We start from the raw sequence: 12,821 nt of genomic DNA, 5'->3' as shown, positions 1-12,821 counted from the left end.
CGAGAAAGGACGCCCCTCCATGATCCTCGCTTCCTCTTCGCCGCGCCGCTTCCAGCTGCTGAGCGAGGCGGGCATCGACTTTCGCGTCGTGCCGTCTGACTACGACGAATCCCAGCTGCGCAGCGAGCCACACACGCCCGAGGCCCTCGTCATGCAACTCGCTCGCCGCAAGGCGTTCTCTGTCGCCGAGAGCGCCGCGAAGAAGGGCGAGCCCGTCATCGGTGCCGACACGATCGTCGTCGTGGACGAGAACGTCCTGGGCAAGCCCCGTGACGAGGCGGACGCCCGCGACATGCTGTTCAGCCTCTCGAACCGCACGCACGAGGTCATGAGCGCCGTGTGCGTCGTGCGCGACGGCGAGGCCATCATCGGTTTCACCGAGCGCACGCGCGTGCGCTTCTACGACCTCTCCCCCGCCGAGATCGACGCCTACATCGCTACGGGCGAGCCCATGGACAAGGCGGGCGCCTACGGCATCCAGGGCCTGGGCCGTCACCTCGTGCGCAGCATCAAGGGCGACTACTACACCGTCGTCGGCCTGCCCATCGCCCGCCTCGTGCGCGAGCTGCGCCAGCAGGGCCTCGCCGGCTTCCCCACGACGCCGCTCGCATAAGGACGCCGCAGGGCACAAAAGCAGCCCTCGCACACAAAAGCCGCCCGCCGGAGACTGGAGTCTTCCGACGGGCGGCTTCTTTCGTGGGGAGAGATCCTAGCCACTCTAGTTGAACTTCACAACCTTGCGCGCCACGTGGTAGAGGGCCGCCATGATCCTAGCGCCCACCTTGCCCGGCAGGTTCGTAAAGATGCCCAGCACGCCGTAGCGCGCCTTGCGGTACATGCGCCCGTCGAAGTCGCGCAGGTGCGCCCAGAGCTTCGCAAGGTTGTCGTCGGAGTCGGGGTCCTTCGACATGCGCGAGAACAGGCTCGAGATCGTCATCATCATCGTGAAGTAGCCGAGCATGTAGTCGCGCAGTGGCTTGCTGGGCACGTCGTCATAGAGGTGGTAGGCGTCGACCATGATGCGCGTGATGCGCAGCTGCTGCTCGTAGCGGCCGATCATGACCGACTCGTTGACGCTCTGGTCGTCGCGGCCGATGTAGTAGCGGTAGAGGTCGACGTCGGCGTAGTACAGCGTCTTGCAGCGCGGCAGCGGCACGTACGCGTAGATGTTGTCGACGTAGAACGTGTGGCGCGGCAGGGGGACACCCCCCTCGCGCAGCACCGCCGTACGGTACATGAGCGCGTGCATGAGTAGGTTCTGGTCGATGCGGAAGTGGCCCATCTCGTCCCACGTGAACGGGCGACCCACGGGCATGGCCGAGCGGTAGTGGATAGGCGTCGCCGTGTTGTCGGCCACGTGCTCGTACACGTAGTTCGCGATGAACAGGTCGACGACCGTCCCCGTCGCCTCGAGGCGTCGCATGTCGGCGAGCAGGGCGCGCAGAGCACCGGCGTCGAGCCAGTCGTCGGAGTCGACGACCTTGTAGTAGCGGCCGCGCGCGTGAGCAAGGCCCGTGAGAACGGCGGCTCCGTGGCCACCGTTCTCCTGGTGCACGGCGCGCACGACGCCGGGATGGCGCTCCGCCCACTCGTCTGCCTTGGCGGGCGTATCGTCCTTCTGGGAGCCGTCGTCAACGACGATGATCTCGTAGTCGTCGGCGCCATCACAGCCAGACATGATGGACTCGATGCAGTGGTCCATGTAGGCGGCTGAGTTGTAGCACGGTATCGCAAAGCTCACGAGCAGCGTGTCAGCGCCCTCGGGAGCCTGCGTCCCAACCGCCTCAGTAGCCTGCGTTTGACGTCCGGCCTCGGCCATCGCCCTCTCCCCCGCCCTAGCGCGTCGCCGCGATGGCGTCTGCCAGGTTGAGCGCGCTCGCCACGACGGCGTCCATGTCGTAGTAACGGTACTCGGCCAGGCGGCCGACGGCGTGGAAGTTGGCGATGCCGCTCACGCGGTCAAGGTAGCGCTGGTAGAGTGCGCGGTTCTCGTCGTTGAGGATGGCGTAGTACGGCGTCATGCCGCTGCCGGGCACATAGGCGCGCGAGTACTCGCGCAGGATGGTCGTGGCGCCGGGCACGACCTGGCCCGTCATGAGCTTGAACTCCGTGATGCGCGTGAAGTCCTCGCTCGTCGTGTAGTTGACGGTGGCAGCCGGCTGGAACTGGTCCTGCGGCAGCGTCTCGAAGCGCAGGTCGAGCGAGCGGTAGGGCAGCGCGCCCAGATCGAGCCCGAACAGCTCGTCGAGCGGGCCGGTGTAGATGACCTCGCCGCCATACGTCTTGTCGCACACGAGCAGCTCGCCGTCCTGGACGCACAGGATGTCGCGCGCATCGACGTCGAGGAAGACATCGATGAGGTCGTGGTTGAGCATGGCGTCGAACAGCTTCGTGTAGCCCTCGTCAGGCATGCCCTGAAACGGCGACTGGAAGTAGCGGTCGTCGTCGCCCACGAGCACGGGCACGCGGCCCGTGACGGCAGGATCAACCTGGTCGGGCGTCTGGCCCCACTGCTTGAGCGTGTAGTGCAGGAAGATGTTCTCGTAGACGTAGTCGGCGACCTCGTCAAGCTCGGGGTCGTTCTGGGCGCGAAGCTCGAGGATGGGCACTTTGCGGTTCTCGCCGAACGTCTGGACGAGCTTGCGATAGAGCTGCTCGCCGCGGTCGTCGCCGAACGCGAGCTTAAGCGACGTGTGGTTGAACGGCACGGGCATGAGCGTCCCGTGGACGTTTGCCAGCACGCGATGCTGGTAGTCAACGAAGTCCGTGAAGCGCGATAGGAAGTCGTAGACGCGCTCGTCGTACGTGTGGAAGATGTGCGGTCCGTACAGGTGGATGAGCACGCCGGCCTCGTCCAGGCAGTCGTAGGCGTTGCCCGCAACGTGGTCGCGACGCTCGAGCACGGCGACGCGCATCCCGCTGCGCTCAGCGAGGCTGCGTGCGACGACGGAGCCCGCATAGCCGGCGCCCACGACGATCATGTCATAGCGGTGCGCGTTGAAGTCGGACGGAAGTCCGTGAGAAATCGACATGAAGAGCAACTCCTTTGATTGGCGGCGCGCGTCGGGGGCAAAATCAGCACCGGCGCGCCCTGGGGCCGTCCGCCCCGCAAAACAAAGCGTCTCGGCAGGTTGGCACCCGCTCTCAGGGCTGAAGTGTAGCACGGGCCCCTACAATCGCCCGAGACGATCGCCGGACGTCCGCGCAAAGCCGGGCGTTTGTGCAGAAGTCGTGCCGGGCGCGCGACGCCCCATCCCCACGTACGACATCCCCAAGGAGGCTATCCGATGAGCCAGTTCCTCGACTCCGTCATCACGGCTGCCCAAGCCAACAGGCAGCGCGTCGTGCTGCCCGAGGGCCACGACGAGCGCACGATCGAGGCAGCCCGCATCTGCGCCGAGCGCGGCATCGCCGACGTCATCGTGCTCTCCGACGACCGCGACCTGTCCATCCCCGGCGTCACCGTCGTCGACCACCGCACGAGCGCCGAGCGCGACCGCTACGCCCAGGCCCTCGCCAAGCTGCGCGAGAAGAAGGGACTGACGCTCGAGGGAGCCTACGCCCTGCTCGACGACGAGCTGTACTACGGCGTCATGATGGTCAAGATGGGCGACGCCGACGCCATGACGTCGGGGGCGTGCCACCCGACGGGCGACGTGCTGCGGCCGGCGCTGCAGATCATCAAGTGCGCGACCGGCGAGCCGATGGTGTCGTCGTTCTTCGAGATCACGGTGCCCAACTGTCCGTTCGGCGACAACGGCACGTTCTTCTTCGCGGACTGCGGCCTCAACACGTATCCCGATGCCGAGGGGCTTGCCACGATCGCCATCCAGACGGCGCGCAGCTGGCGCTCGCTCATGGGCAGCGAGCCACGCGTCGCCATGCTGTCGTACTCCTCCCTAGGCAGTGCCGACGACGAGCACACACAGCTCGTGCGCGAGGCCGTGCGCATCGCCCACGAGAAGGCACCCGAGCTCGCCCTCGACGGCGAGCTGCAGTTCGACGCCGCCGTCGTGCCGAGCGTCGCCGCGAGCAAGGCGCCGGGCTCGCCCGTGGCGGGGCGCGCCAACGTGCTCGTGTTCCCCAACCTCGACGCCGGCAACATCGGCTACAAGATTGCCCAGCGCCTCGGCCTGGCAGAGGCAATCGGACCCGTGCTTCAGGGCCTGGCCGCGCCCGTGAACGACCTATCGCGCGGCTGCTCGGCGCAGGACATCGTCGGAATGGTGGCGCTTTCCGCCCTGCAGGCCCGCCACATAAAGGAGACACGCGTCTAGGAGGGCGCGGCGCGCGAAGACACCGGAACACGAGGCGGCCCGCAGTGCACCTTGCACGGCGAGGCCGCCTTTTTGGACGAGAGTGCCAGGCGTGTATGGGAACGCGACGGCTGCAGCGCGGTCGCGATGACAAACCCGCAGGTCAGTTCCGAAAGAGGCGACAGGCAGGCGCCGTGAGGCATGCACGAGCCCGATTCTGGGCCGCCGCGAAGGATCCCTACGACAGCAGGCGCTTGACGTCGAGGGCGATCATCATCTCCTCGCCGGCAGGGACGACATACATGCGCAGCTTGGAGTCGGGAGCGGAGATGAGCCACGGCTCCTTGTGGCGCTGCCCGTTTGCCTGCTCGTCGAGCACGAGTCCCATGCTTGGCGCGAGGCGCTCCACGACCATGCGGCGGATGTCCGGCGAGTTCTGGCCCGCGCCCGCCGTGAACACGAGCGTGTCGGCGCCGCCGAGCACGGCCCACATGGCACCGACGTAGCGGCACGTGTGGTAGACGAACATGTCGAGCGCGAGACGGGCGCGCTCGTCACCCGCGTCGGCGGCGTCGAGAAGGTCGCGGATGTCGTTTGTCGTGCCACTCACGGCGAGGAGGCCGGAACGCTTGTTCATGATCGTGTCCATGTCGTGCGGCGAGAGCTCGGAGTTCTCGAGCACGTACGTCACGGCGGCCGGGTCGATTGAGCCGCAGCGCGTCCCCATCATGAGGCCGTCGAGCGGCGTGAACCCCATCGTCGTGTCAACGGCTCGCCCGTCGCGGATGGCGCACAGCGAGCTTCCGTTGCCGAGGTGGCAGCTGATGACGCGGTGGGCCTCTCCCCCCGTGAGCTCGTCAACCTGCAAGGCAACGTAGCGGTGCGATATGCCGTGAAACCCGTACTTACGCAGGCTGAACCGCTCGCAGAGGTCGTCGGGCAGCGCATAGCGGTATGCGACCTCAGGAATCGTCGCATGGAACGACGTGTCGAACGAGACGACGTTCGGGACGCTGGGGAGCACCTCGCGGCACGACTCGATGACGGAGGCCGCGGCGTAGTTGTGCAGCGGCGCCATGGGGGCGATCTCCTCGATCTTGGCGAGCACGTCGTCGGTGACGACGCACGAGTCGTCGAAGTAGGCGCCGCCGTGCACGATACGATGGCCGATGGCGTCGATGACGTGCCCGGCGCCCGGCTCGTCCTCCTCGTCAGAGAGCAGCGTGCCGAGTACGAGCGATATGGCCGTGCGGTGGTTGGGGATGGGCAACGACAGGTTCGTCTCACGGCCGTCGCGCTCGGCGAGAAACGTGGAGTCGCCGACGCCGATGCGTTCGCACGCGCCCTTGGCGATGACAGCGCGCGTCTCGACGTTGAGCAGCTGGTACTTGAGCGACGAGCTGCCTGCGTTCACAACCAGTACATTCATCGGCGTCCTCCGAGCGGGCCGTCAACAGGAGCAGGGACAGTTGCCTCTTGCGCCATGCCCCCAGAGATGCCGGGCGCGCCGGAGAACCGACGCGCCCCAAATCCGTGCGTTTGATTGTAGGCGAGCAGGCAAGCCATCCGCCCGTGCGGCTCGACGGATGGCCGCTGGGAAACCCCGAGAGGGCAGTCTGCCCAAAACGCGCACGCAAGCGCCGCAGACGGCTACTCCGCGAGCAGCCCCTCGCCCATCTTCGTGCCGCCGAGCACGTGGCAGTGCAGGTGCATGACCGTCTGGCCGGCGTGCTCGCCCGTGTTCATGATGAGGCGGAAGCCCTCCTTGTCGACACCCGTGACGTGCGCAACCTCGACGGCAGCCTGGAGCAGGCCGCCAAGGACCTCTGCCGGCACGTTGTCGGCCACGTTGGCATAGTGCTTCTTGGGCACGACGAGCACGTGCGTCGGAGCCTGCGGGTTCAGGTCGTTGAACGCGATGAAGTCGTCGTTCTCGTACACGACAGAGCTCGGGATCTCGTGCTGGGCGATCTTGCAGAAGATGCAGTCGGACATGGGTTCTCCTTTGCGGGACGGGACAGGGCGGGCCGCTGCGCTGGCCCGTGACGAACGACGCCAGTCTAGCTCAGCGTTGTGTCGCGCGTCTCGTCATCCTCAGGCTCGATTTCACCCATGAGAGCCTCGACGCGCTGCTCCGCCGTAGCGAGGCGCGTGCGTAGCTCGGCAAGCAGCTCGACGCCGCGCTGGTACTGGTCGAGGCTCTCCTCGAGCTCAAGCTGATTGGACTCCAGCGAGCGGATGATTGTCTCGAGCTCGGCGCTCGCCTGCTGGTACGTCAGGTCGGCGGGGGTTGGGGCGGAAGCCTTCTTGGGCATGGGACTCTCCTTAGCAAGACGCGGTTGGCGAGGCGCTGCAGTCGACCTGCCGAAAAGCAGGCAGGTGGCGCGCAGGGGTTAGGTCGAAGCGGCAGAGGAGGACTCGACGCGACACGCAAGCGTGCCGTCGGACACGCGCACGTCAAGACGGTCGCCCGGCGCAACGGCCTCGACGGAGCTCACGACATGGCCCGCCCCGTCCGTTGCCATCGCATAGCCGCGCGCGATGACGGCCAGCGGCGACAGCGCGTCGAGCCGGCCCGCCTGCACGGCGAGCATGCGTCGCGGCTCAGACAGCAGCGCGGTGCCGGCGGCGGACAGGCGCTGGGACGCGAGAGCCACGCTGGCGTGGTGCGGGCGAACGAGGCCGGCGCCGACACGCACGAGGCGGTCGCCGGCCGCGTCGAGGCCCGTGCGGCGAGACACGAGCGCGTCGGGAATGGCGCGCATGAGGCGGTCGTGCGCGAGGTCGAGGTCGCGCGCTAGTGGCGTGACGATCGCTGCGACGGGACGCGCGAGCGCCGGGCGCGAAGCCAGGGCGTCAAGCGCGCGACGTCGCCGGTCGAGCTCGGCCCCGAGCGCGCCCGCCAGACGCCCCGCCTGGGCGTCAAGTACGGCAGACAGCTCGCCACATGTGGGCGCGACGGACTCGGCCGCCGCCGTGGGCGTCGAGCGTCGCAGGTCGGCAACCATGTCGCAGATCGTCGTGTCGGGCTCGTGGCCGATGCCGGTCACGACGGGCACCGGGCTCTCCGCGACGGCGCGAGCCACGGACTCGTCGTTGAACGGCATGAGGTCCTCGTACGAGCCGCCGCCACGCACGAGCAGGATGACGTCGGGGCGCGCCTCCGCAGCGACGGCCAGGCCCTCGCGGATCCGCTCCGGGGCGTCAGCGCCCTCGACGGCCACGCCGCACACGAGCAGCTCGACGAGGGGGTTACGCCGGCGCAGCGTGCGGATGACGTCGTGCACGACCTTGCCGCGCGGCGACGTCACGACGGCGACGCGCTGGCAAAACGACGGGATGGGCCGCTTGTAGGCCGGGTCCATGAGCCCCTCGGCCTCGAGTCTGCGCGCAAGGCGGGCAACTCGCTCGCGCAGCTCGCCCTCGCCAGCGAGAGCGAGGCGCAGCACGGAAAACTGCATGCGCCCCTTCGGAGCGTACACGGTGAAGCGCCCCGTGACGCGCACGCGCTGGCCCACGCGCAGCGACACGCCGCTCTTGACGTACGCGCTGCGCCACATCATGCACGCCATGGGGCATGACGCGTCGGCGACGGTGAAGTAAGCAGCCTTGTAGCCCGGTTTGTCGTTGAACTCCGAGACCTCGCCCTCCACGACGAGCACGTGCTCCTCGAGCGCGCCCTTCGCGCACGCCATGGCCTCGCTCACCGTGAGCGCCCGGGAGCGCGCGCCGCCCTCCTCGGAGGCGTCTTCACCCGCGTCGCCCGAAAGCGCCTCGTCATCAAACAGGCTGCCGGCTGCCAACGCTCCCCCGGACATGTGGGCGCCCGCGCCTCTGTGGGAGGCGCGGGCGTCGCGTGCGGTACCAGTCAGGTTCCAGGCCATTGCGGGATCCGCTTACTCGTCGCGGTTCTGCTGCAGCAGGTAGAGCAGCTGCAGGATGGACGTCAGGGCGGCGGCGACGTACGTCAGGGCGGCTGCCGTCAGCATCTGGCGGGCGCCGCGGGCCTCCTCGTTCGTGACGCCGGACTCGTTGATGTAGACAAGCGCGCGACGCGAGGCGTCGAACTCGACGGGCAGCGTCACGAGCTGGAACACGACGACGAACGCGAACAGCACGATGCCGAGCGTGATGAGGCCCGAGAAGTTCATGACCATACCCGCAAGCAGCACGAGCATCCACGCCTGCGAGCCGATGTTCACGAGCGGCACGATGGCACCACGCACGCGCGCCGGCATGTAGTTATGCGCGTGCTGCACGGCGTGACCCGCCTCGTGGCACGCGACGGCCATGCTCGCGACTGAGTTGCCGTGCTCGCTGGAGCCCGAGAGGTAGAGGGCGTTGCTGCGCGGGTCGTAGTAGTCGGACAAGTCGTCTCCGCCGTTGGGGCGGATGGGCACGTTGCCCAGCCCCTCGCCGTCGAGCATGCGGCGAGCAACCTGGGCGCCCGTCTTGCCCGACGAGACACCGACCTTCGACCACTTGTTGTACGTGTGCCTGATGTAGAACTGCGTGCCCAGGCCAAGCACGAGCGACACGACGATGAGCCCGATATACGAGATGCTGAAGCCACCCATCGATCCGAGCAGGTACGTTTCCATCTGTCCTCCGTTACGTGCCCGATGTGAGCCGTAAGCGCGCGTCCCCTTGGATAGCGCGCCCGGCCCCGCACGCGGGCGACTCGTTTACGCTCTTATACCCAGCTTCAGAATATCGAACACCTGTACGCAAAATGTGTGAACGTGCGATGGATGCCCAGGTCAGACCACAGCAGCGAGCCTGGCCCTCACCGGGCACCCAGGGCAGCCCTGCCTACAGAAGCTCGACGCGCCCGCCCTTGACCGTAAGGCCGAGGCGTCCCTCGAGCAGGTCGTCGAGCTGGCCGCCGAGCAGGTCGGCGCGCCACCCGTGCGCGACGGGCGAGCTCTGTCGGTCGAGCAGGTAGCGCACGAGATCATCGCGCGACGCAAGCAGCGAGGAGGACATGCGCTCCCGCTCTGCCACCATGCGAGTCAGCGCGTACATGAGGTCACAGACGCTCTCCTGGTCTGCGGAGGGGCGAACGCGATGCTCGACCTCGGGGCAAGCGTCGGGAGGGCAGTCCAGGCCGCGGCGCACGGCGGCGAGGATGCGCGCCTGGTCGCCCGACGCGACGCCGTCCATGCCGCGGATGCGCGCGAGCTGGCCCGTCGACGTAGGCGTGCGCCGCGACACCTCGACGAGTATCTCGTCGGCGAGCACCCAGCGGCGAGGCCGGTCGAGCTCGCGGGCGCGCTCGTCGCGCCAGGCGGCGACCTCGCGGGCCACGGCAAGCTGGCGGCGCGACAGAGAGCCGACGTGCTTCACGCGACGGAATGCCTCGCGCGGGTCGTGGCGGTACGTGGCCGGGTCGCTCGCGTGGGCGAACTCCGGCTCGAGCCACGAGAGCCGGCCGTTGCGCTCGAGGCGCTCGCGCATCTCGCGCCAGATGCGCGGCAGATAGCGTACGTCGTCCAGGGCGTACTCGAGCTGGGCGGCGTCGAGCGGGCGGCGCGTCCAGTCCGTCAGCGACTCCGTCTTGGGCAGCGAGACGCCCGTGTACTCCTCGACGAGCGGCCCGTAACCGATCTGGTGCTGGTCGCCGAGAAAGCCGGCCGCGATCTGCGTGTCGAACAGCGGGCGCGGCAGCACGCCGCAGTACTGGAGGATGACCTCCATGTCCTGCGAGCAGGCGTGGAGCACCTTCGTGATCGAGGGGTCGCTGAACAGCACTCGCAGTGGCTCGACGCTGCGGACGCAGAACGGGTCGACGGCGACCTGCTCGTCGTCCGTACCCATCTGCAGCAGGCACAGGCGGGGACTGTACGTCTTCTCGCGCATGAACTCCGTGTCGATGGCGAGCACCTCGGAGCGCAGCGCGCGCTCGACGAAGGCTTCCAGCTGGTCGTCAGTGGTAATGAGCACCTGATAACTCCTGGCAAACATCTCGGGGCGGGTACAATAGAAGTCGGCCTAATCATACGTTTGTGCACGCGCCAAGTGGAAGGCAAGACATGAGGACGCTCATCATCCATAACCCGGCCTCGGGTCACCACGGCGAGGACGTCTTCTCGTTCATGCGCAGCGCGCTGGGCCCTTCCGACGAGTTCGTCGTGCGCACGACGTCCGAGGGCGTCGACACTCAGCAGCTCGCCTCCGATGCCGCGTCGTTTGACGCCGTCGTCGCCTCGGGCGGAGACGGCACCGTCGCGCGCGTCGCCTACGCCGTGCGCGACACCGGAGTGCCCGTTCTCGTGCTCCCCTCCGGCACGGCCAACCTGCTTGCCAACAACATCGGCAACGCATGCGAGCCGGCGGCCCTGGCACAGACGCTACGCTCGGGCACGCGCGTCCAACTCGACATGGGAGAGCTCAGCTATCGAGACGCCCAGGGCACCGACCGGTCGTGCGGCTTCCTCACGATGGCGGGTGCAGGCTTTGACGCGGACATCATGCGCGGGTCCCAGCCGCTCAAGCAGACGTTTGGGCAGTTCAGCTACTATCTCGCCGCGCTGGGCAGCGCAAACTCCCCCTGCTCGCACCTCACGATGGAGCTCGACGGAAAGCCGGCGGAGGCCGACGGCATCTGCGTGCTGGCAGGCGTCTGGGGCGCCATCAACCCCGGCATCGAGATCATCCCCGGCTCCAACCCCCAGGACGGCCTCATCGACCTCGTCATCGTCAAGGCAAACCGCCCCGTGCAGCTCCTGCCCGTCATGCTCGGCGCCGTTCTCGGCCAGGGCGTCGCCGAAGACGCCGTCGAGATCCACCGGGTGCGCCAGGCGACGATCAGCTGCGACCCTCCCCTGCCCATGCAGTTCGACGGTGAGGTCATCGAGGGCGCAACGACGCCGTTCACCGTTCGCGCCCTGCCCGGCGGCCTCACGACATTCGTCGACGCGCTCTCCCCGCTTGGCAAGCGTGCCGACCGATAGGCAGCCCGCATTCATATCGCACTCCACAGTGCTCGCTCCACATGAGGTGTGTTTTCCCTGCCGTGGGATGCGCCGCCTTCGCACCCGCCTTGATAAAAACGGCGCCCCGAACCTCACCTACAGGTTCGGGGCGCCGTCCGTATAGTGCAACTACTCGCAGCATCCCAGCATGCGCAGCCATACCCAACGGATAGGCCGGCCGGACACCCCGCGTCCTACAGCCAGAAAACAAAACGGGGGCGCCGCTCTCCTGGGCGACGCCCCCACATCCTGCTTCTTCGAAGCGGGTTACTTGTTGCGCAGCTCCTCGGCCTCCTTGAGGGCGGCCAGGCGCTCGGCCTCCTTGGCGTGGGCGTCTGCGTCGCCGGAAGCCAGAGCCTCCTTGTGCTCGGCGATCTCGGCATGCATGGCGTCAAGGTTGTGCTGGTAGCGCATCTGCAGCAGCGTGACCATGAGCGAGAAGAACATGGCGATGTACACGAACCACTTGATCTCCATGCCCGCGACCTCCTCGAAGCCGAAGAACTCGACGACGAGCAGCAGGCCAATCGTGAGGATGAAGAACAGAGCCAGCAGCTTGATCTGCGGGTTCTTGTTGATGAAGTCGGACACGATGTCGGCGCAGGCCATCATGAAGATGATGGCGATGACGATGGCGATGGCAGCGATGATGACGTGGTCGACCATGCCGACAGCCGTGATGACGGAGTCAAGCGAGAACACGACGTCCATCGCAGCGATCGTGGCGACGGCCTGGGCAAGACCCAGCGGGGGCTTGGGCTTGTGGTCGGGATGGCCGTGACGCTCGCGCTCCTCCGTGAGAGCAAGCATCTCGCGGATCTCCGTGACACCCTTGTAGATAAGGTAGATACCACCGACAAGCAGGATGATGCCCTTGCCCGTGACCTCGACGGGGCCTACCTGGAACAGCGGCTTCGTGAGGTGCATGATCCAGCCCAGCGTGAACAGCAGGCAGATACGCGTGACCATGGCAGCGGCGAGGCCGAGGCGACGACCTATGTGCTGCTGCTTGACAGGCAGGCGGTCAGAGGTGATCGAAATGAACACGATGTTGTCGATGCCGAGGATGATCTCGAGGAACACGAGCATCAACAGCTGGATGATCGCCTCGGGCGACGAGAACGCAACGGCAAGCTCTGCGAACAACGGTGGTGTCTCCATTCGATTGCGGTGGATACCTACGGACATGCGCAGCCCCACGCCAAGCCCCGCAGAAACCGCGCATGGATATCGTATCCCCTGCGCGAGAGTCCTTCATGCAGCTCGGCGGCAAAGCGAGGAGCAATTTTACCGTATCTCAAGCACGTGGAGAGTGGACTCGAACAAGGTTGCATAACGAAAAGAGCCTCCCGCCAACGGCAGGAGGCTCTGTCATAATCTGGAGGCGACGCCCGGATTCGAACCGGGGGTAAAGGCTTTGCAGGCCTCTGCCTTACCACTTGGCGACGTCGCCACGCTTGAAAAAGAGGGCCGGTTTTCACCGGCCCCTGAGTAAGCATGGAGCGGACAACGGGACTCGAACCCGCGACCCCAACCTTGGCAAGGTTGTGCTCTACCAACTGAGCCATGTCCGCGTGCGAGGAGATACTAT

Annotated in this window: 12 protein-coding genes and 2 tRNA genes; 3 read left to right on the top strand and 11 right to left on the bottom strand. The window is 66.9% G+C overall.

Going from position 1 to position 12,821, the window contains the following annotated elements; translation table 11 throughout:
- Positions 1 to 19: 19 nt before the first annotated feature.
- The gene (gene maf, locus KHZ24_00070; GenBank protein ID MBS5449599.1) at positions 20 to 613 is read left to right on the top strand and encodes a septum formation inhibitor Maf; all 594 of its coding nucleotides are present in this window, start codon (positions 20 to 22) and stop codon (positions 611 to 613) included.
- A gap of 105 nt (positions 614 to 718) precedes the next feature.
- On the opposite strand, the gene KHZ24_00065 is transcribed toward maf, so the two are convergent.
- A complete protein-coding gene (locus KHZ24_00065) occupies positions 719 to 1,819 on the bottom strand; it encodes a glycosyltransferase family 2 protein (GenBank protein MBS5449598.1) in 1,101 nt (366 codons plus the stop codon).
- 16 nt (positions 1,820 to 1,835) lie between these two features.
- Positions 1,836 to 3,032 carry a UDP-galactopyranose mutase gene (glf, locus tag KHZ24_00060; GenBank protein ID MBS5449597.1) on the bottom strand — a complete coding sequence of 399 codons (1,197 nt, stop codon included), beginning with the start codon at positions 3,030 to 3,032 and terminating at the stop codon, positions 1,836 to 1,838.
- 255 nt (positions 3,033 to 3,287) lie between these two features.
- Between glf and pta the strand changes: the two genes are divergently transcribed.
- Positions 3,288 to 4,277 (top strand): phosphate acetyltransferase, encoded by a 990-nt coding sequence (gene pta, locus KHZ24_00055; GenBank protein ID MBS5449596.1) that lies wholly within the window; start codon positions 3,288 to 3,290, stop codon positions 4,275 to 4,277.
- A gap of 217 nt (positions 4,278 to 4,494) precedes the next feature.
- Here pta and KHZ24_00050 read toward each other — a convergent pair whose 3' ends face one another.
- The 6 genes from KHZ24_00050 to rnd form a co-directional block, all read right to left on the bottom strand.
- Positions 4,495 to 5,685, bottom strand: coding sequence for an acetate kinase (locus tag KHZ24_00050; protein MBS5449595.1), 1,191 nt, complete (start codon positions 5,683 to 5,685; stop codon positions 4,495 to 4,497).
- Positions 5,686 to 5,906: 221 nt separating this feature from the next.
- Positions 5,907 to 6,251 carry a histidine triad nucleotide-binding protein gene (locus tag KHZ24_00045; GenBank protein MBS5449594.1) on the bottom strand — a complete coding sequence of 115 codons (345 nt, stop codon included), beginning with the start codon at positions 6,249 to 6,251 and terminating at the stop codon, positions 5,907 to 5,909.
- Between the two features lie 65 nt (positions 6,252 to 6,316).
- Positions 6,317 to 6,571, bottom strand: a complete 255-nt coding sequence (gene xseB, locus KHZ24_00040) for an exodeoxyribonuclease VII small subunit (protein MBS5449593.1) — start codon at positions 6,569 to 6,571, stop codon at positions 6,317 to 6,319.
- A gap of 78 nt (positions 6,572 to 6,649) precedes the next feature.
- Positions 6,650 to 8,074, bottom strand: coding sequence for an exodeoxyribonuclease VII large subunit (gene xseA, locus KHZ24_00035; GenBank protein MBS5449592.1), 1,425 nt, complete (start codon positions 8,072 to 8,074; stop codon positions 6,650 to 6,652).
- Between the two features lie 78 nt (positions 8,075 to 8,152).
- A complete protein-coding gene (locus KHZ24_00030; GenBank protein ID MBS5449591.1) occupies positions 8,153 to 8,833 on the bottom strand; it encodes a zinc metallopeptidase in 681 nt (226 codons plus the stop codon).
- A gap of 235 nt (positions 8,834 to 9,068) precedes the next feature.
- Positions 9,069 to 10,220 carry a ribonuclease D gene (gene rnd / locus KHZ24_00025; GenBank protein MBS5449590.1) on the bottom strand — a complete coding sequence of 384 codons (1,152 nt, stop codon included), beginning with the start codon at positions 10,218 to 10,220 and terminating at the stop codon, positions 9,069 to 9,071.
- A gap of 68 nt (positions 10,221 to 10,288) precedes the next feature.
- Here rnd and KHZ24_00020 point away from each other — a divergent pair, with 68 nt between their 5' ends.
- Entirely contained in the window at positions 10,289 to 11,209 is a 921-nt protein-coding gene (locus tag KHZ24_00020; protein MBS5449589.1) for an NAD(+)/NADH kinase, read from the top strand.
- A gap of 288 nt (positions 11,210 to 11,497) precedes the next feature.
- Here KHZ24_00020 and KHZ24_00015 read toward each other — a convergent pair whose 3' ends face one another.
- The 3 genes from KHZ24_00015 to KHZ24_00005 all read right to left on the bottom strand — a co-directional run bounded on the left by KHZ24_00015 (position 11,498) and on the right by KHZ24_00005 (position 12,804).
- Positions 11,498 to 12,418: a TerC family protein gene (locus KHZ24_00015; GenBank protein MBS5449588.1), complete on the bottom strand. Its 921-nt coding sequence runs from the start codon at positions 12,416 to 12,418 to the stop codon at positions 11,498 to 11,500.
- A 191-nt stretch (positions 12,419 to 12,609) separates the two neighbouring features.
- Positions 12,610 to 12,683 (bottom strand) — tRNA-Cys (locus KHZ24_00010).
- Between the two features lie 45 nt (positions 12,684 to 12,728).
- A tRNA-Gly gene (locus KHZ24_00005) sits at positions 12,729 to 12,804 on the bottom strand.
- Positions 12,805 to 12,821: the final 17 nt, after the last annotated feature.

Source organism: Coriobacteriia bacterium (genome assembly GCA_018368455.1).
In the GTDB taxonomy this organism is placed as follows: domain Bacteria; phylum Actinomycetota; class Coriobacteriia; order Coriobacteriales; family UMGS124; genus JAGZEG01.
The sequence above is the reverse complement of the archived record's forward strand: the minus strand, read 5'-3'. Positions and strand labels throughout refer to the sequence as shown.